19 protein-coding genes are annotated in these 19,960 nt (G+C 40.0%); 13 read left to right on the top strand and 6 right to left on the bottom strand.

Features of this window, described 5'->3' with window-relative positions; translation table 11 throughout:
• The first annotated feature begins 16 nt into the window (after positions 1-16).
• Positions 17-2,200, top strand: coding sequence for a type I secretion system permease/ATPase (locus AS4_RS16955; RefSeq protein ID WP_096734942.1), 2,184 nt, complete (start codon positions 17-19; stop codon positions 2,198-2,200).
• A 79-nt stretch (positions 2,201-2,279) separates the two neighbouring features.
• Positions 2,280-3,512 (top strand): HlyD family efflux transporter periplasmic adaptor subunit, encoded by a 1,233-nt coding sequence (locus tag AS4_RS16950; protein WP_096735557.1) that lies wholly within the window; start codon positions 2,280-2,282, stop codon positions 3,510-3,512.
• Positions 3,513-3,648: 136 nt separating this feature from the next.
• Here the strand turns inward: AS4_RS16950 and AS4_RS16945 are convergent, their stop codons facing one another.
• Together AS4_RS16945 and AS4_RS16940 are read right to left on the bottom strand one after the other, a co-directional pair.
• A complete protein-coding gene (locus AS4_RS16945) occupies positions 3,649-4,056 on the bottom strand; it encodes a hypothetical protein (protein WP_096734941.1) in 408 nt (135 codons plus the stop codon).
• Complete coding sequence (locus tag AS4_RS16940) at positions 4,049-5,389, bottom strand: MFS transporter (RefSeq protein ID WP_096734940.1); 1,341 nt, start codon at positions 5,387-5,389, stop codon at positions 4,049-4,051. The genes AS4_RS16945 and AS4_RS16940 overlap by 8 nt, the downstream gene beginning before the upstream one ends.
• Before the next feature lie 100 nt (positions 5,390-5,489).
• Between AS4_RS16940 and AS4_RS16935 the strand changes: the two genes are divergently transcribed.
• The 5 genes from AS4_RS16935 to AS4_RS16915 all read left to right on the top strand — a co-directional run bounded on the left by AS4_RS16935 (position 5,490) and on the right by AS4_RS16915 (position 10,481).
• Positions 5,490-6,383 carry a LysR family transcriptional regulator gene (locus tag AS4_RS16935; RefSeq protein WP_096734939.1) on the top strand — a complete coding sequence of 298 codons (894 nt, stop codon included), beginning with the start codon at positions 5,490-5,492 and terminating at the stop codon, positions 6,381-6,383.
• A gap of 241 nt (positions 6,384-6,624) precedes the next feature.
• A complete protein-coding gene (locus AS4_RS16930; RefSeq protein WP_227548166.1) occupies positions 6,625-7,266 on the top strand; it encodes a paraquat-inducible protein A in 642 nt (213 codons plus the stop codon).
• The gene (locus AS4_RS16925; protein WP_096734937.1) at positions 7,263-8,069 is read left to right on the top strand and encodes a paraquat-inducible protein A; all 807 of its coding nucleotides are present in this window, start codon (positions 7,263-7,265) and stop codon (positions 8,067-8,069) included. Before AS4_RS16930 ends, AS4_RS16925 begins: the two co-directional genes overlap by 4 nt.
• 11 nt (positions 8,070-8,080) lie before the next feature.
• Complete coding sequence (locus AS4_RS16920; RefSeq protein ID WP_167468956.1) at positions 8,081-9,748, top strand: PqiB family protein; 1,668 nt, start codon at positions 8,081-8,083, stop codon at positions 9,746-9,748.
• A complete protein-coding gene (locus tag AS4_RS16915; protein WP_096734936.1) occupies positions 9,738-10,481 on the top strand; it encodes a PqiC family protein in 744 nt (247 codons plus the stop codon). Before AS4_RS16920 ends, AS4_RS16915 begins: the two co-directional genes overlap by 11 nt.
• Positions 10,482-10,589: 108 nt before the next feature.
• On the opposite strand, the gene AS4_RS16910 is transcribed toward AS4_RS16915, so the two are convergent.
• The 3 genes from AS4_RS16910 to AS4_RS16905 form a co-directional block, all read right to left on the bottom strand.
• The gene (locus tag AS4_RS16910; protein WP_096734935.1) at positions 10,590-12,824 is read right to left on the bottom strand and encodes a phosphocholine-specific phospholipase C; all 2,235 of its coding nucleotides are present in this window, start codon (positions 12,822-12,824) and stop codon (positions 10,590-10,592) included.
• Between the two features lie 26 nt (positions 12,825-12,850).
• A complete protein-coding gene (locus AS4_RS21825) occupies positions 12,851-12,997 on the bottom strand; it encodes a hypothetical protein (RefSeq protein WP_166781954.1) in 147 nt (48 codons plus the stop codon).
• A 173-nt stretch (positions 12,998-13,170) separates the two neighbouring features.
• Positions 13,171-14,037 carry a DUF4344 domain-containing metallopeptidase gene (locus AS4_RS16905; protein ID WP_096734933.1) on the bottom strand — a complete coding sequence of 289 codons (867 nt, stop codon included), beginning with the start codon at positions 14,035-14,037 and terminating at the stop codon, positions 13,171-13,173.
• 371 nt (positions 14,038-14,408) lie between these two features.
• Here AS4_RS16905 and AS4_RS16900 point away from each other — a divergent pair, with 371 nt between their 5' ends.
• The 5 genes from AS4_RS16900 (at position 14,409) to AS4_RS16880 (ending at position 18,055) form a co-directional block, all read left to right on the top strand.
• On the top strand, positions 14,409-15,275 hold the full coding sequence (locus tag AS4_RS16900) for a metal-dependent hydrolase (protein WP_096734932.1): 867 nt from the start codon (positions 14,409-14,411) through the stop codon (positions 15,273-15,275).
• A gap of 30 nt (positions 15,276-15,305) precedes the next feature.
• Positions 15,306-15,743 carry a PaaI family thioesterase gene (locus AS4_RS16895; protein WP_096734931.1) on the top strand — a complete coding sequence of 146 codons (438 nt, stop codon included), beginning with the start codon at positions 15,306-15,308 and terminating at the stop codon, positions 15,741-15,743.
• Positions 15,744-15,913: 170 nt separating this feature from the next.
• Positions 15,914-16,594 (top strand): glutathione S-transferase family protein, encoded by a 681-nt coding sequence (locus AS4_RS16890; protein WP_096734930.1) that lies wholly within the window; start codon positions 15,914-15,916, stop codon positions 16,592-16,594.
• A complete protein-coding gene (locus tag AS4_RS16885; RefSeq protein WP_096734929.1) occupies positions 16,591-17,364 on the top strand; it encodes an SDR family NAD(P)-dependent oxidoreductase in 774 nt (257 codons plus the stop codon). The genes AS4_RS16890 and AS4_RS16885 overlap by 4 nt, the downstream gene beginning before the upstream one ends.
• Position 17,365: 1 nt before the next feature.
• Positions 17,366-18,055: a Rossmann-fold NAD(P)-binding domain-containing protein gene (locus tag AS4_RS16880; RefSeq protein ID WP_096734928.1), complete on the top strand. Its 690-nt coding sequence runs from the start codon at positions 17,366-17,368 to the stop codon at positions 18,053-18,055.
• 66 nt (positions 18,056-18,121) lie between these two features.
• Here AS4_RS16880 and AS4_RS16875 read toward each other — a convergent pair whose 3' ends face one another.
• Positions 18,122-19,018 carry a LysR family transcriptional regulator gene (locus AS4_RS16875; RefSeq protein ID WP_096734927.1) on the bottom strand — a complete coding sequence of 299 codons (897 nt, stop codon included), beginning with the start codon at positions 19,016-19,018 and terminating at the stop codon, positions 18,122-18,124.
• Between the two features lie 123 nt (positions 19,019-19,141).
• Between AS4_RS16875 and AS4_RS16870 the strand changes: the two genes are divergently transcribed.
• Entirely contained in the window at positions 19,142-19,894 is a 753-nt protein-coding gene (locus AS4_RS16870) for an SDR family oxidoreductase (protein ID WP_096734926.1), read from the top strand.
• Positions 19,895-19,960: the final 66 nt, after the last annotated feature.

Raw genomic sequence — 19,960 nt, 5'->3', positions numbered from 1 at the left:
ATTTAAGTAGAACAACATGAAATCTATTATTTCACATATCGCATTAACGACTAAATTATTAGGTAGTCCGATTAGTGAAGCTGCTTTATTGGCGAGGGTTGGGCGTGATCAAGATTTAAAGATTGATTATGGCACACTCACAGAGGTTTTGCGGAGTTATGGTTTTGATAACCAATTGTCGAAGCGATCTTTACACGATATTCCAACACTTGCTTTACCTGCCACGATCTTATTAAAAAATGAAGAAGCTGCGGTGATTACCGAAGTTACATATCATGCTGACGAACGGACTTATCATTTATTGCAAACAGATGGGATGACCAAAGTCATCACTGCGATGCAGTTGGAACAATTGTACTTAGGATTTTGTTGGTTTATTAAGCCAAAAGTTCAATCAGATTTACGTTCTGATTTACCAGAATATCATTTGCCTAAAGCTTGGTTTTGGAAGGTGATTTGGCGATTTAGAAAATATTATTATCAAGTTGTATTGGCAACACTGATGATTAATTTTTTAGCTTTATTAAGTTCACTATACGTTATGAATGTATATGACCGTGTTATTCCAAACCAAGCTTTTGAAACATTATGGGTGTTAAGTATCGGTGTGATCATCGCAATTAGTTTTGAGTTTATTTCTAAATTAATTCGTTCTTATTTAACTGATATTGCAGGTAAAAAAGCAGATTTAATTATTAGCTCAGCACTCTTTAGACGCGTTATGCAGTTACGTTTGGTCGATCGTCCAAGTTCGGCTGGGGCCTATGCCAATAATCTACGTGAGTTTGAAGCGGTTCGCGAGTTTATGACTAGTGCGAGTTTACTGACCATTGTTGATTTGCCTTTTTTATTTTTATTTATCAGTGTGATTGGATTAGTCGGTGGCAAGCTGGCCTTTGTGCCCTTGGCCTTAATCCCAATTATGATTGCAGTGGGCTTCTTTGTGCAAAGACCATTGGCTCGCTATATCAATGAGTCTATGAAGGAGTCATCTCAAAGACAAGGTTTGGCAGTTGAAGCAATTGATGGAATCGAGACGTTAAAAACCAATAATGCCACAAATTGGGCGCAGCAACGTTGGGATAATTTCACTGCAAAAACTTCTGTATCTTCAATTAAAGTTCGAAATTTAAGTAATTTGGTGGTGAATTTTGCCGCAAGTATGCAGCAGTTAAATACCGTCTTCTTGGTGGTATTCGGGACTTATTTAATTCACAGCAGTAATCCCGATTATAAAATTACCATGGGGGCTTTGATTGCTTCGGTGATTTTATCTGGTCGAGCACTTGCGCCATTATCCCAAATAGCCAGTTTAGCGATTAAATTTCAGTCAGCCAAATTGGCCTTACAAGGGATTAATAATATTGTTGCAAGACCTATTGAGCGCGATCCTAGCCGTCAATATATCAGTTTAGCATCGGTCGAAGGTCAGATCGCTTTTGAGCATATCCAATTTCAATATCAACGAGATGCAGCACCAGCAGTCAAAGATACAACCCTAAATATTAACGCAGGTGAAAAAGTTGCCATTTTGGGACATATTGGGAGTGGAAAAAGTACTTTATTAAAACTCGCAAGTGGTCTTTATGAGGCCAATGCTGGTCATGTTACTTTAGACAATATTGATATACGTCAAATCGACCCAAGTGATTTACGAAGCAAAGTCAGTTTACTTAGCCAAAGCCCTCGCTTATTTTTGGGTACGCTTAGGGACAATCTCGAATTGGCAAGAACTGATCATTTTTCAACTGATCAACAGTTAATGCATGTCTTACATCAGTTTGGTCTCGATAAGGTGATCAATCAGCATCCGCAAGGCTTAGACATGCAACTCGGTGAAAACGGCTTAGGGTTATCTGGCGGGCAAAAGCAACTCATTGCTTTAGCAAGATTAACCTTACGTGACCCACAAGTTGTACTGCTTGATGAACCCACCACTGGACTAGATCAAGCAACAGAATTATCTGCCTTAGATGCGCTTCAAAACTGGGCAAAACAAAGAACATTATTGGTGGTTACCCATCGTCCTCAAGTCCTTGCATTGGTTGACCGTATTATTGTGATGGAAAATGGTGCCATTACGATGGATGGTCCTAAAGCAGAGATTCTTGCCAAATTAATTCAACAACAGCCGCAAAATATTCCTCCTGTAAAACCCAAAGTTCATCGGGTGAGTGTAAGTGCTCGGATCCGTAAATAACCTGATGCTTTAAACGTCAAGATTTGGTCGGATGAGAAACGATGTTGTTATGATTATGCAGATTAAGTAAGTGAAAGAAATGAAAAAACAAACTAAACAGCTCTCAATCAGCCAATCTGATTTGAAGCTGTTAAACGATTTGAATGGTGCCTTACAGCAAGAAAAACATTATGGCTATTTCGCGGTAATTGTTTTGCTATTCGTATTAATCGTCGTATTTTTAATTTGGGCGTATAACAGTACCTTAGAAGAGGTGACGCGAGGCCAAGGAAGTATTATCTCTAGTAGTCGTGAGCAAATTATTCAAAGCTTAGACCCTGGGATTATCATGGAAATGAGAGTAAAAGAAGGGGATGTTGTTGAAAAAAATCAAATTCTACTCAAACTAGATGATACTCGCAGTTCTGCTATTTTAAGAGAGAGCGAGGCTAAGGTTGAAAATTTAACCGCAATTGCAGCACGATTGAAAGCGGAAACTACAGAGACGAAGCCGATATTTCCTCAAGAGATTTCAAGTGAATTAAAGCAAAGAGAATATCAGGCTTATACGGTAAGACGACAGTCGATGGTCGATGCGATCGAAGCATTAAAAGCCAGTAAAAGTTTCTTGGATCATGAGATTTCGATTACCCAACCGCTGGCACAGCAGGGATTGGTTTCAAATGTGGAAGTATTGCGTATGCAACGACAATCCGCAGATCTGGGGGCGCAAATTTTAGATCGGAAAAATCGCTATTTAACCGATGCGAATAATGAGTTGGTAAAAACAGAAGCTGAATTGGCACAGGCGCGAGAAAATATGGCGATGCGTGCGGATCCTGTTGATCGTTCATTTATTCAAGCACCACTTCGCGGTATTGTGAAAAATATTAAAATTAATACAGTGGGCGGTGTGGTCAATGCAGGACAAGATATTTTAGAAATTGTTCCTTTAGATGACAAACTTTTGGTTGAAGCTTATATACGCCCACAGGATGTGGCTTTTCTTCGTCCCGGATTGCCTGCTGTTGTTAAAATAAGTGCCTATGATTATTCGATTTATGGTGGCTTAGAGGGGGTAGTGACACTGATTAGTCCAGATACCCTGAGTAATGACAAACGTAATAGTGAATTGAAATTAAACCAAAATGAAGTCTACTATCGTATCTTGGTCAAAACCGATGCAAATAGTTTAGTGGATAAACAAGGGAAAAAGCTTCCGATTATTCCCGGCATGGTGACCACTGTTGATGTAAAGACTGGTGAAAAGACCGTATTTCAATACTTGATTAAACCGATTACGCGGATGAAACAAGCTTTACAAGAGAGATAAAGCCACTTACTTAAACGGTTAAGTTAGAGTCATTTCATGTTTTGATCTATCCCCCAAAATATGACCTTGTCGTTGATAGGTCAAGATTGGGGGAAGTGATTTTTGCTAAAGTGAAAACCAATAGCCGTTAATTCAACTAACTCGATGAGGCTAAATTGACCAAAGTTTCATGTAGATAAACCCAATAACATTGACCTGACTCAACTTTGATACAAGCCGTCGATATGCGTAATGTATCAGGTTCATGGCTTTGTTGATGTTCTTGGTATTGAATCCAGCAGTGGTTGTCTGCTTCAAATAAAGCACGAGTATTTAAGATTTTAATTTTTAACGCGGGTTTGTTACCTACATTTTGATTAAACAAGGCATTTATTTCGGGTAAACCAATGACATTGCCTTGCGTCGTAATCATTTTAAAATTTGGATCAAAACTGGCTAAGAGTTGATTTAGGCTTTCTTTTGCATTTTGACCTGTAAATACATTTTCAATCAAAATATGTAAATCGATAACATGTTGTAATGCATTGTCCATAGGATTAGACATGGGTTTTCTCCTTAAAAATGGAAATTAATGATAAGAGGCACAGCACAGCTGCAATCAAAAAAGTATGCTGATAACGTATTAAGTCATTTGCAGCAGGCAACAGACTAAAGATTGAAATAAGGACAACTGTACCTAAACTAAAAGCGACTTGTCGATTAATGTTCCACAGCACACTGCCTTGTAATAAGTCTTGACCGTTAAAATCGATGAGGGCGCTGATTTGGGCAGTATTGGCACTTAGACCACCACCCATTCCCATCAGTAGATAAGCAACAATCAAGGTACTTAAATCATTGGCATTTGAGATCCAGAACAACAGTGAAATTCCTAAACAATGTAGCGTAATACCGATTATAAAAAGCTGCTTTTTACCAAGATGACGATAGAGAAGCCCACCACTGGTCATCGATACCAATGCACCCACTGCATAGAGCAGCATAAATAAGCCAGTCTGTTTGGCACTAAACCCAAGGTTACATTGTAAATTAAAGATATTCAGTAAATTCACACCAGTAAAAATACCGGGTACTGCGTAATAAACGATAAATGCATTGCGTAAATTATAATTTTTTAACAATTGCAAATTAAGGATCGGGTGAGCAGATCTTTTTGCGTATTTGAGATAAATCAGAAGCATTGTGACAGAAAGCAGAAAGCTACTGATCGCGAGTACAACACTATGGTAATCATTAAATAATGAGAAGGAGAGTAACAAACACAATAGGCTGATGTTGACCATAAACAACCCTAAAAAGTCAGGTTTCCCGGACGTTTTAGCTTTATTTTCTTTGATCCATCGCCATGCTAAAAAAGCAGTGATCACGGTAAAGGGGATATTGGCGAAAAATACCCAACGCCAAGATAAAGCATCAATAATTATGCCGCCAATCGTTGGTGAAAAGGCTGGTGCAATTAATGCGATTGCCATGATCATTGTGGAGATATGTTGCCGTTCATGATTTGGAAACAGTGCAAATACCAATGCTTGACCGACAGGGATTAATAATCCGCCAGCCACACCCTGAACAAATCTCCAAAAAATTAAACTATGGATTGATTCACTCATGCCAATCAACCAAACACTGACAGAAAAAAGCAGCATTGAATAACACAGCAATTTCCGATCACCCAATACGCTTGCTAACCATAAGCTCATGGGCATGATTAAAACCAAACCTAAAATATAAGCATTGCTTACCCATGCAACCATCGATGGGCTGACTGAGAAAGCTGTTGCTATATCGGGTAAGGCAATTGCTGACATGAAAATATTGATGCAATCAATAAAGAACCCAAGTAAAAACACTGTTGCTATTTTATAGCGATATGACATAGCGACCTCCAAGATGCAGGAGGGTACGATTCAGGCCTTTTATTGTCGATGCATGCGAAGTAAAATCATTGTTTAATAATTTCAAACAATCAGTGTGATTATGCAAAAAAACCTAAAACAGATTATAAGTTTTCTGCAAGTGGTTGATTCAGGATCATTTACCAAGGCTGCGGAGATTTTGGGTTTAAGTCGATCGATGGTGAGTATTGATATCAAGCATTTAGAACAGCATTTAAATGTGAGTTTGCTGATTCGTAATACGCGTAATATCGCACTGACTGAAATAGGCAAAAGCTTTTATGAGGATTTCAAACACATTCAATTGCAAATCGAAGAAGCTTTTGAGCGCAGTCAAAATTTAGCCACAAGTGTCACAGGGATATTGCGTTTTTCATCGACCAATGAATTTGGACGGAAATTCATCTTACCTTTGCTGGGTGAGTTTTGCCGCCAATATCCTCAATTACAACTACAATATTCATTTAATTCTTCCTTAGATGATTTAGTCACTGAAAAATTAGATTTGGTCATTCGATTGGGAAACTTAAAAGACTCATCGATGCGGACACGAAAAATTGCTGAATATCCGATTTATTTGGTTGCCAGCCCTGAATTTTTAAAACGTTATCCAATCAATAGCATTGCTGATTTAGCACATGTTCCTTGGATTGGTCATCGCTTATTGAATTGGCAGGATGCGCAATATGTTTTACAAAATGATCAAGGTGAAAAACATACATTGCCTTTTGTTAGAAGTCAGTATGAATCTAATTCGGCAGAAGCAATACATCAGATGACACTTGCATCATTGGGTGTTGCGATATCGCCAGCTTGGTTGGTCGATGAAGATATTCAGCAAAATCGTTTAACTCGGGTGTTAGCTGATTTTGAGTTACCTGTACAAAATGTCCAATTGCTCTATCCGAATACAGGAACCTTGCCAGCAAAAACCCGTGTCTTTATCGATTTTTTGGTGCAACGGCTGCGTATTTAATCATGTCAAAATAGGCGCTTGATATTGCAAATAGATAAAATGCATGGTCAATTGTTAGATTAGATTTCGCCAGATCAATTGTTTATATAAAACCAACAGGATATCATCAAAAAATATCACAACTCATCTGTATACATCTCAGTAAAATATAGCAAGATGAGCTTCGGTCTAAAAAGAATTTATAAAATGGTGTTGATGTTCTATGCGTGAACCGTCCTCCTGTCCGCCAGTTTCTGCACCCATGAATCATCAAGCATTGATTCAAAATGGTGATATTGCACCGCAAACGCTGGTTGCCTGTGAGGAATGTGACACGCTCTATCATCGAATTCAGCTGACCCAAGGCGAGCGTGCTTATTGTCTCTGTTGTGGGGCTGAGCTTTATCGGCAAAGCAAACCATTTAGTGTTTTACTGGCAATGGTAACAACAGCGCTGATCGTATTTGTGATTGCCAATAGCTTTCCGATTGTTAAGGTGGAATTGCAGGGGAATGATTCCCAGACGACATTACTGGGCGCTGCATGGGCAATGTTTCATGCCGGGCAAGGGCCCGTAGGTGTGCTGATTCTTATCACGACTTTCGTGGTGCCTCTATTGGATTTATTGCTGCTGTTCTATGTCCTTTCATCAGTTCATTTTTTTAAAGTTCGGCCTCGTTATTTAGTTGCAGCATTTCGTACCCTGTTTTTATTTAGAACATGGGGAATGGTTGAAGTATTTTTGATCGGGGTATTGGTCACCCTGGTTAAACTGGTCGGGATGGTTGTTGTGATTCCGGGTGTTGCATTATGGGGATTCTCCATATTGAGTATATTGCTGGTTTATATTGCCTCAGTAAAAGTCAAAGATCTTTGGGATGAGATCGACAGGAGACTCTTATGAAAACTGAACAGTCTCAGACTAATTTTTCAAAATACCCAGCGAATATCGACAGTAAAAATTCGCTACAATATCCAAGAGCCAAAGATTTGTCTTTGGTGCTTTGTCATTGCTGTGGAACGCTCAATAAACAGGTTCCAGACGCTGAAGCAAAACAGGCTTCACATTGCCTGAAATGTCATAGCGTGCTGCATCAACGTAAACCAAAGAGCTTGGACAGAACCCTTGCTTTGGTGATTGCGGCGAGTATTTTATATATTCCAGCCAATGTACTTCCGATGACCGTCACAGATTCTTTGTTAGGCAGTCAGCAAGATACGATCATGAGTGGTGTGATCTATTTTTGGCAGAATGGGGATTATTTGGTCTCTGCTGTTATTTTTATGGCCAGTATCTTTATTCCCATGTTAAAACTTTTAATTCTGTGTTTTCTGTTGATTGCAGTAAAAATGCAGTCTTCTAAACGATTGCATTTTTCACCTGAGCATTGCTCAATGCTTTATCGGATTGTCGAGTTTATCGGTCGATGGTCGATGATTGATGTTTTTGTGGTGGCTTTATTGACCGCCCTGATTCAGATTCAATCACTGGCAACTATTCTCGCTGGGCCGGGCGCGGTTGCTTTTGGTGCAGTCGTGGTTTTAACCATGTTTGCTTCACTGAGTTTTGACCCGCGTATTATTTGGGATAATTATTCTGCTGCCCAGAATACGCACAACAAGAATGGGCTTTCCCTGCAAGGCTCAGATGTGATTCACGTGGATCATCCTCCCTTGAATCATGATTTATCCAATTCCAGTCAATAAAACAATGATGGGTGTGTATGTCTGAAAATAAAACCAATAACGAAAGCTCAGATCATCAGGATCCTCATGCTGTAGATGAAACGCAGCAGATTTTGCCTGAACCTGAGAAAAATAAAGGACGCTGGCGACCATCGTTGATCTGGCTGATTCCGTTTATTGCCTTGCTGATTGGTCTGTCGTTGGCAGTCAAAGCGGTATTAGATACTGGTCCGACCATTAATGTTGCTTTTAGAACGGCTGAAGGACTGGTTGCAGGTAAGACGACTGTTCGTTTTAAACAAGTGGATATCGGTCTTGTTCGCCAAATTGATCTTGCCGATGATCATTCACATGTCATTGCCAAAATTGAACTGCGCAAGGATGCCAGTAATTTTGCTGCAAAAGACTCACGCTTCTGGGTGGTTCGCCCCCGCATTGGTGCCAGTGGTGTCTCCGGAATTGATACCTTATTGTCGGGTGCTTATATTGAGGTTGATGGCGGTAAAGCAGAACAAAAACAGGATGAGTTCACTGGCTTAGAAGTTCCTCCAGTCATCTCATCAGATGTACCGGGTAAAATCTTTTTCCTCAAAGCTAATAACCTAGGCTCACTGGATATCGGTTCTCCTATTTATTATCGTCAGATCAATGTGGGTCAAATCACGGCTTATCAGTTGGCCAAAGATGGTAAGAGTGTTGAGTTACAGACCTTTATTCAAGCACCTTATGATAAGTTTGTGACCACAGATGCGCGTTTCTGGCAGGCCAGTGGTGTCGATGTCAGCTTAAGCGCATCAGGATTTAAGCTAGATACCCAGTCTCTGGTGAGTATTATCGCTGGCGGGATTGCTTTCGGTTATCCTGAGAATTCTCATGCTGCTGTTGCTTCGGATCAAAGTCGTTTTAATTTATGGGATTCTCGTACTGAAGCTTTGAAAGAACCAGATGGCAATCCACATCGTATCATTATGTATTTTGATCAGTCTTTACGTGGCTTGTCGGCAGGTGCACCGATTGACTTTATGGGGATTGAAATTGGTAATATTCAGTCGATTAATGCGGAGTTTGATGCAAATTATACTCAGATTCGGATGCGGGCTGAGGGGGTCATTTATCCATCTCGTTTAGCCAATGGCAAAGAACTTGATCCTGATGGTGTGATTTTTAAACGCTTTATCGAAAGAGGCTGGCGTGCTCAGATGCGCACTGGAAATCTACTGACAGGGCAGAACTATATCGCCTTTGATTTATTCCCTAAAGCAAAACCAGCAAACTTAATCATCAGATCAAATGGTGTGATTGAGGTTCCAACCACACCAACCGAGTTGAAGGGATTACAAGCACAAGTATCGCAAATTGCGGATAAACTGAATAAATTCCCATTGGTGGAAATTGGGCAGGATGTACGTAAAACCCTCAATAATATGAATTCAGCGATTAGCTCTACAGATAAATTGGTGAAACAGTTGGATGGGAAAGTTGCGCCAGGACTACAGGCGACTTTGGATGATGTACGTAAAACCATGCGCTCTACTGAAACCATTCTATCCAGTGATGCGCCAATGCAACAGGATGTACGCCGTGCTTTACAGCAAATGACACGTGCTGCCGCATCTTTACAGTTAATGGCTGACTATATTGAACAACACCCAGAATCACTCATTCGTGGGAAAACGCCTGAGGTTAAGAATGCTAAATAAAAAAAATAGCTCACATTTTCTGTCCTATTTGCCGCAGTCTAGTCGAGCAGGCTGTGCTCTGTTATTGGCCGTTGTGGGTTTAGCTGGCTGTTCCAGTTCGCCTACACCAAACTACTATAGTTTGACGCCAACGGTTAAACCGTTGGTGAGTTCAAATGTACGGGTGATTGAAGTCCTACCAGTGGGATTACCCGACCGTTTAAACAGGGCGCCTTTGGTCTTACAGGACAGCAGTGGTAAATCTAATGTATTGGATAACGAACGCTGGACGTCCACGTTGGGGGCAGAGTTACGTGATGGTTTGTCTGCGGGTTTGCAACAGAAATTAGCTGCTGTCGATCGTTACAGCAGTGGTATGACTGGTGGTAAAGTCTCTTACCGTATTGCAACCGACTTTTCTCGGTTTGATATTATTGAACACTCCGACACACGTTCGTTAATGGGTGCGATGAATCGGGATATTGAGGTGGCAGTTGCTTGGATTATTAAACGTGATGATCCAGCCAGACCCTTAAATCAGCCAACAGGTGTACAAAATGCAGTTTTGCCTAACCGACAACTCAGTTGTCGAATGGCATTTACCGATGCAGTTGGTGCAGATGGCAATAAAATTGTCGATATTGTCAGTGTTTCACGGCAGTCATTGAGTAAGGTGGTTGAAGCAATTGCTGCTTCTGTTGTTGCGACTGAAGCCAATAAAGCTGTGGTGATGGAAGGGGTGACTTGTTCCTAAGCAAGCGCTATAAAAAAGCACCCCAGTTTTAAATAAATCTGGGGTGCTGTTAAATTTGATTCAAGTTTTAACAATCTAAAAAACTGAATATCTAAAATTCTTTAAATATTAAACCATCGCTGGATCACTGACAGAATCTGCTCCTGTTTCAACGCGTCCTGCAAAGCGTCGATAAAACTTAGTGTCCTGAGTACAAGTTACGGCAAAATCATACCATTGCCATGTATCTTTCAGTTCCCAATGTCGTGTTGATGTTTGACCTGCTTTTACAGTGATTTTTAACGCTGCATCACTGCGATACACGACTGGGCTAATGACCAATTCAACATCTTTCGTGCCCGTATTGGTCAGGTCTAAATAAACATTACCATTGGCAATATCATAACACACTCGAATTTCAGGATTGATTTGCAGGGTTTGATTACGATTTAAATCACCTTTGAAATGGCGATGAAAACCATTTGGTCCCATCACCCAAAGATCATACAAACCTTGATTATCCTTTTTCACATTCCAAACATCATCCAGCGTTTTACCCGCTTCTACAATGTAACGACGTGGGACACGGCTGAGATTTAACTTGTCATAGACATGAAAAACTGCACCTTGAGTCCCTGTATTCGAGAACAAGAGTTTGACTGTTCCATCATTTTGACAACGTGCACTGGTATGTAATTCATAAGGCAATGCTTTAGACGGGCGTATACCACTGGCTTGAATTGGAAGTTGTAAATTGGTTGGAATCGGAACATTGGGCAACTTTTGTTGAGCTGAACGAAGTTGATCTGCTTGCTCACGGGTTTGTTTACCATTTAATTCTGGCAGTACATCTTCATTTGGGGTTTTAAAATTAAATGCTGAGGTTAAATCACCACAAATCGCACGACGATAAGGGCTGATATTCGTTTCTTTTACCCCAAAGCGTTGTTCTAGAAACATTAATACAGACGTATGATCAAACACTTGAGAGTTAACCACACCACCGCGGCTCCACGGCGAAATTACAAAGAGTGGTACCCGTGGGCCCGGTCCATAAACACCATTGTCTTTTTTAGGCTGGCTGCTGCTGGCACTACCCAAAGGCGCGTCATGCACATAATATTCATACTGCATATCAGCTTGGCTAAGTGTAGATTTACCTGCATAAGTATTGTCTGCTTGTAAGGTCGGTGCTGATGGAGAAGGAACATGGTCAAAATAACCATCATTTTCATCAAAATTGATCAAGAAAACGGTTTTACTCCAAACCTCTGGCACTGCTGTTAAAGCATCTAAGATTTCTTGAATAAACCAAGAACCTTGTACTGGGCTTGATGGACCTGGATGTTCACAATAGATAGAAGGTGCATTGATCCAAGACACTTGGGGAAGTTTGCCTGTTTTGATATCATTTTTAAAAGCATCTAAAAATTCTTCGGGTTTATTGCCGGGCAGGGTGTTTGCGATACCTTTATACAGTGGATTTTTAGCATTATCAGTTGTGGCATCATAAGCTTTATAAGGTAACGGTTGCGCTGCTTTATTGTATGGACTATTTGGCGCACCACCACTTGAAACTGGGTAACCTGAAGCAATATTGGCTTTTTTAAAGGTACGGAATGCACCGAGCATGTTATCGCCCCATTCGTCTGGCATATTTTGATAGCAAATCCAGTTAACACCTGCCTCTTCTAAACGTTCAGCATAGGTTTTCCATGTGTAGCCGATATCTACGTTTTGGGGATCGCCATCAATCCAGTCCCATTCATTATTCACAAACGCAGTACTGGTCGGTACTGCGCCATTGGTGCCAGTTAAATGAAATGAACGGTTGGCATCTGTACCCGTGTGCATTGAACAGTGATATGCATCGCAAATGGTAAAAGCATTGGCTAAAGCAAACTGATAAGGGATTTCCTGCTCTTTAAAATAACCCATTGCATAATCAGTTTTATGGGTAGGCCAATTTGACATACGGCCGTTGTCCCAAGCTTTTTGGCTATCTACCCAAGTATGATTTGTACCGGGTGTACGTTGTGCATTATTACTGGATCCATCTAAATGAAAAGGGGTTAATAAGGCACCGTTACTTCGTTGTTGTTGCCATACAGTACGATCATTTTGCAAAGGAATGGTTAAGCGGTCGGCAAAACCACGAACGCCTTTTAATGTACCAAAATAATGGTCAAATGAACGGTTTTCCTGCATCAGGATAACCACATGTTCGACATCCTGAATGGTTCCTGTTTTATTATTTGCAGGAATAGCCAATGCCTTTTGAATGCTGGCTGGAAATGTAGATAAGGCAGCAGCACCAAAACTCGTTTTAAGTGTATTTGCTAAAAATTGACGACGATTAATCACAATATTTCCCTTTGGTATTTTTATGTTTATGGTGCACAACGCATTAATGGTTTTTTAGATCCATCAGGCTGGGTAGTGGCCTGATCATCATTTGAATCATTACAAGCTGTGAGTGCCAGTAAAATGGGGAAAATATAAATGTACGATAACCATCGTTTTGGTTTTTTTAACATGCGCTTCGTCCATAATAAAGATGCCCACACATTAGACAGCGCTTGTGACAGCAAGGTGTCACCTTTATGACAAATCGTTGACATGACAATAGCGTCAGACCAATATTTAAGTTTATGGCTGAGCATGCAGGATATTGCAGGAGCGAATGGTTTCTGTATTTATTGACGAGCTTTTATTTTAAATGTTTTTTAAGCAAAGCATCCCATCTTTGAACCAAAGCTGAATATTCAGTTTTACAGCCAAGTGCTCTGCTTTTGGGTAAGTATTTTTCTTTGACCAAATACGCATATTTTTGCGGGTCAGAGCCATAAACATAACATAAGAAATTTTCTGCTCTTACCCATTCAGGTGAGTGTCCTTCAGGTGTAAGTTTTCTTGAAACGGCTGGCCCTTGTTGCTCTAGTCCATAAGAGTCTGAAATAGAAATTAAATAATCTTTATCTTCATCATAAGTTGTTAGGATATAAGCAGCGACTTGATCAGCATAATCTTCTTCGAATTTATAGGGGATATCCAATCCAAGTGTATCTATCAAGGCATGGCCTGCCTCATGATACAAAGTACCAAGTGCGCTTTGAAACAGCTCATCTTCAAGTTCTGTACCTTTAGCACCTGCTTGAGAAAATAGCTCTCTTTGTTCTTCGCCTAATTCATAACACATCTCTATTGTGGAAGTATCAGCATCATAGAATGCGTTGACTTCACCACATTCTTTGGCAATCACTTTGATATCCTGCGGTATATTGATATAGCTGTTCATATATTCCGCAAAGTCTTCTAATAAATAATTTGAGCGCCAGAATTTTTCTTCGATCTTGGTTGGGGCATGTTTAGCGGGTTGGTAAATTGCAATAAATTTCCCAGTTTGATCTTTAGCCGCATGCTTTTTATGCTGATTTGATGATGAGGGAGTCTGTTTCTGTTGATTGACTTCAGATTGATTATTTGCTGAATCAGCGCTAGTCCCACAACCGACCACGCTAATAAGTACTAAACTGATCAAACAACTTTTTAACGTAAGGTGGATCTTTTTGTTCATATGTCTTCTCAAAACAAAAGTATGAAGTGTTTTTATGTGCGAATGCATGTGTTGAAAATGCTGATTGTCTACATACATTTTGGATCATCAGTAAAGTTCTAAGGTAGCCTGAAATAGGTGAAATTCATGTAATTAAATCATTCATTTCAATGTGTTCAGCCTGTATCTCATTACTTTATCATTTCATCATCATGTTATTTTTACAGCTTGGCTTAGATCAATTGTCTTTATAGGAACAGGTCTGTCATTTAAGGACAACCTGAAGCTTTAGCGTATTCACATCATTGACAAGATCAGCATGGATCATTATTTTAACTCAACAAGTTCTTTTTTGGAACTTGTTATTTTAAGATAAATTCTTGAGGTGAACCATGTCTATATCAGCGGTGAAAGAAAAATCAAAGCAAAAAACACCTGCATCATTTCCAGTACGTCGTATGGATTATGAATTTCAGGATATGCCCAAGTATTGGTGTAATGATGAACCAACCTTTACCCATTACTTCACAGGTCTATCGACACTTTTTCCAGAAGGTGAATCGTACTTTGTCCGTTCAGTGCGCGCTTTACGTGGAAGAATTAAAAACAACCCACAATTAGACCGTGATATTGGTGCCTTTATTGGGCAAGAAGCCATGCACTCTAAAGAACATCATGCTTTTCATGTCAGTGCACAACAATATGGTTTAGATCCTGAATCCTTAGAAAAAGCCACGGGGATCATATTAAAAGCGGTAGAACGTGCCTTTCCTAAAAAATGGAATCTCTTGGTCACAGTGGGGCTGGAGCATTACACCGCAGTGTTGGTGGTGGAGATGATGAAAAATGTCAATGAGTTAATGACCGATACCACTATTCGCAATTTATGGTTATGGCACAGTGTTGAAGAAACCGAACACAAGGCTGTGGCTTATGACATGTATGAATACTTATATGGTAAGGGCTTAGATGCTTACATTCCTCGCGTGGCGATTTTTACATTTAGTCTTGTGCTGATCACACTATTTTCTAATGTATATCAAGTGGTGTTAATGTCGAGAGATAAACAATTATTAAACCTTAAGTCTTGGACTAAGTTTGCTGGGTTTACAGTGCAAGCCTATCGTAAGCTGGTACCGCAATTTTTCTCTTATTATCAGTTTGATTTTCATCCGAATGATACCGATGAATCCGAAATTGTCGCACAAACTAAAGTAAAAATTGGCTTATCCCCTGAACAATCAACCCTTCTCCAATAAGTATTTTATTTATCAAAATAGGAAATAGTGATGAATCCACTCAATATGACTGGTCTGGAAATTATGCAAGCATTCCAAAAAGGACTGGTGCCAGCGCCTGGTATTGCAAAAACCATGGGAATGGAGGAAGTAGGTGACGTTGAATATGGTCGCATTGTATTTATGGTCATTGCGGATGAACGTCATAGCAATCCATTGGGTGGAGTACATGGTGGTTTTGCCGCAACGATATTGGATTCAGTAACAGGGTGTGCCACACATACCGTCTTGGCTGCGGGTGAGGGCTATGGAACCACTGATCTTGCGATAAAAATGTGCCGTCCGATGCCATTTAATAAAAAGTTGATTGCTGAAGGTAAAGTCATCAACGTAGGGAAAAATTTAGTCATTTCCGAAGGCTATCTTCGAGATGAAGATGGAAAATTGTATGCACATGCAACAGCAACCAATATGATCATCCGTCGTTGAAATATTCTATTTCTGCATCATGGTTTTGGACCAGAATTTTTGGATTATGGCTTTTAAATCAGGTTTTTTGATTTAAATCCTTTGAATCAGGCCGTTGATGTATTAAACGCTGATCCTGTGATGTAGCTCATCGAATGTCAATCGACCCAAAGTTAAGCTGAGAATATAAAATGAATTCAGTTGTATTACATCAATGGGAAATCTCACCTTTTTGCCAAAAAGTTGCCAGGATGTTGCAATTTAAAGGGATTGCTTATCAGACTGTGGATTATAACGGTGTACTGGGTGCAAAAGTGCCAATGCTTAGTAAAGCAGGCAAGGTTCCTGTTCTAGATATTGATGGTCAACGTATTCAGGACAGTACTCGTATTGCACGTTATCTTGATGATGCTTATCCAGACTTACCACGTTTATATCCTGAAGATCCTTTGCAAAAGGCCTATGTTGAACTTTGGGAAGATTGGTCAGACGAGTTGTTATATTTCTATGAGGTGCACTTTCGTGTCAGTGATGCTGATGCCTTAGATCATGCGGTTGAAATGAGTGCAAAAGGTCGCCCCAAACATGAAATATATCTGTTAAAACCCTTGCTCAAAGCAACATTAAACCTGCAACTTAAAATGCAGGGGACAGGTCGCATGGCCAAGCAGGATATTGAGGCGGAATTTATTGGTCATTTAGAGCGTATTGAATTGGTGTTGGCGCAAACAGGGTGGTTGGTTGGCGAGGGTAAAACACTGGCTGATATTGCAGTTGGTTCGCAGCTTTTAGAGATTGTCCGCACCAGTAAAATTTGGGGCGCTAAAATTAAAGCTTATCCTTCTATTGCTCAATGGATCGACTTGCTATGAATACGCAGAATGCAACATCTCAAAATATAGCAACACTACCATGTGTGGTTGTTATGGGCGTAGGTGCTGAACAAGGAATTGGAGCAGCAGTTTGTCGCCGTTTTGCTCAAGAAAAATTAAAAGTACATGTTGTGGGGCGTACTTTAGCGAAAGTGCAAGCCGTGGCTAATTCGATCAATGCGCAGGGTGGACATGCCGTAGCACATGCTTTGGATGCTGAAAATGAACAACAAGTACAGGCTTTTTTTGCGGAGAGGAATGCGCAAAAGGAGCATCTCGTCGCTGTTATTCATAATGTGGGGGGCAATATTCCCTCAATTTTTTTAAAGACCTCTCTTCAGTTTTTTACTCAAATGTGGCGTTCTACTTTTTTATCGGCTTTTTTAGTGTCGCAACAAGCCTTAAAAATCTTTGAACAACAGCAATATGGCACGCTGATTTTTACAGGGGCAAGTGCATCTCTTCGTGGTAAACCTTTTTTTGCGGCATTTACCATGGGCAAATCCGCATTACGTAATTATGCGATGCATCTCGCCCAGATGTATAAGCCTCAAAACATCCATGTTGCACATATTATTGTTGATGGCATGGTCGATGGTGATCGTGTCAATAAGGCGGTATTTGGTTTAGGACGCTTACTGAGACTTACACGAGGCACAGGTGGATTAAATATCGAAGCGATTGCTGAGAATTATTGGATGCTTTATCAACAAAATCGTGATTTATGGACCCATGAGCTGGATTTACGTCCTTATCAGGAGAAATTCTAATATGTACAATTTAATTCCTCCATTGCTGAGAAAAAAATCCAAACTGCAGGGCTGTATTGTTGTTATTGGCAATGAAACCCACTCGCTCAGCCAGCTTTTTGTGGATCAAGCACATAACAGGGCAATGCCTGTATATCAAGTTCAGCATGATCCTATGCAAACCAATCTAAAGATTGAGCAGCAAGATTCAGGTCTAAAGCAGGTTCGTTTAAATCTGATCAATCCGACTGCTTTAAAAAATTTAGTTGGCTATATTCAACGAACAGGGCATTCAATTGAACTGTGTATTTTCCAAGCTGATTTTTCAAAATCATTGTCAAATTTCGATACTTCAGCCCAACAGATCGAACAGCTTTGGCAAAATACTGGTTTGGCTGCGGTAAATATTGCCCAAGCGATTATTCGACAGATGTTGATAAAGTCACAAGGAACTTTGATCTTTCTAGGAACACAGCCCAACTTGATCGCTGAAAATAATGGCTTAACTCAGAGTATGTTTGCCAGTATTCGGGCATTGGCACAATCTTTGGCAAGAGAGTTTCATCCTAAAGGCATCCATATTGCTTATTGTATGTTGGAAAGTTGGGATAGTCAGAATGTTGTCTTGATGGATTCGGTTAAAAATATGTGTTGGCATCTTTATCAACAACCTGATTCAACTTGGAGTCAGGAATTAAGTGTTGGTGTATAAATGCTATGGGGATCAATGCGAGAGAGCGCTAGTTAATCATATCCATCAAGCAGCGTGATTCAAACTTCAAAGCAATGGATTATCCTGAAACAATCGTACAATCCATTCGATAAAAACTTTTTGTCGTGGTGAAACCAGTGTTTTTGATGGATAAAGTAAAGAAATAGGTAGGGATGGAACAGGATAGTCAGTTAAAATTTGACAAAGTGTGCCTTGCTCTAGCTCAGATAAATAACCATAACGTGGTGCTTGGATGATCCCAAAATGCTGTTTGGCTGCTGCTGCATAGGTATTTGCACCATTGACTTGAATCTTCAACGGCAACTCAAAAAGCTGTGTTTTCTTTCCTGTCAGAAACTCAAGCGGTAGTGGCTTTTGTCGAGCAGAAGAATAAAATCCGACCATAAAATGTGATTGTAGATCTTCTAAGCGTTGTGGTGTGCCATATTTTTCTAAGTATTTTGGACTGGCTAATGTCACTTGTTGAATATCGCCCAGATGTCTGACAATTAACTCACTATTATTGAGCTGACCTATACGAATCACACAATCAATGCCTTCTTTTATCAGATCTACATAACGATCGCTTTCGGTGAGTTGCAACTGTATCTGTGGAAACTCAGTTAAAAAATCATCTAATTTTGGCAGAATAAAATGCGCAGCAAAAATACCATGAACTGCTATTTTTAAAGGCCCTTGAGGTTTTGCATCAAGAAAATCATGATCAGACTCATTGATATAAGCCAAGATATATTTGCAGCGCTCATAATAAATATGGCCTTCATCGGTTGCTTTTACCTGACGAGTGGTACGCAACAATAAGCGCGTATTGAGTTGGAATTCTAATTGTTTAATTGCGTCGGTCAGGGTTGAGCGTGGCAGATTTAAGATCTGCGCAGCTTTGGTAAAACTTTGTTGTTCAACCACATTGACGAAAGCAGACATTGCATTGAGTTTATCCATACGCCATTCCAATTGTTCGATTTATTCGGATAAAGATGTCAGATTTAACGAGATTATCTGGTTTTATCTGAACAGTATCATAAAAGCGATTAGAGGTATATTTTATTCCATGAGGTCATTACGATGCATACAACAGATCATACACAGCAAGAAAAAGTGATTTTAATTACAGGCGCTTCTCGCGGAATTGGTGCATTTACTGCCAGCTTATTGGCACAGCAAGGCCATAAGATCATTATCAATTATGCCAGTAACGATAAAGAGGCGGAGCATGTCTTGAGCAGTATTCAAGCGTTAGGCGGAACAGCGAGTCTATTTAAAGCCAACATCAGCCATTCTAATGAAGTGACTGCATTATTTGATTATGCAATTCAAACCTATGGTCGATTGGACGTGCTGATCAACAATGCAGGGATTTTGAAATTAAGTAAGATTGAACAATTAGACGATGAAAGTATTGATCAAGTTTTAGCAATTAATATTAAAGGCCCTTTATATACCATGCGTGAAGCTGCTAAGCGACTGCAAAAGGGCGGTAAAATTATTAATTTATCCAGCAGTGTGGTGGGTATGAAGCTCGAAACTTATGGTGTTTATACTGCATCAAAAGCTGCTATTGAATCCTTAACGGCTATTTTAGCCAAAGAGTTAAGAGGAAAAAATATCACGGTAAATGCCATTGCACCTGGGCCTACGGCAACTGAACTTTTTCTTGAAGGCAAAAGTGATGAATTGATTGCTCAGTTAAGCAAAGCTGCACCTTTAGAGCGTTTAGGCACTGTAGAAGATATTGCCGCAGTGTTGGATTTCGCCGTAAATGAAGCGAGTAATTGGGTCAATGCCCAAGTCCTTCGAGTCAATGGTGGGATCGTTTAATTCCAGATGGAAAATCCTGACTCAAGTCTTTAATTGGGGGGCGATAGAGAATAATCACTTTATTTA

This window comes from Acinetobacter guillouiae (assembly GCF_002370525.2).
GTDB lineage: Bacteria > Pseudomonadota > Gammaproteobacteria > Pseudomonadales > Moraxellaceae > Acinetobacter > Acinetobacter guillouiae.
This window is presented reverse-complemented; position numbering and strand designations above follow the sequence as displayed.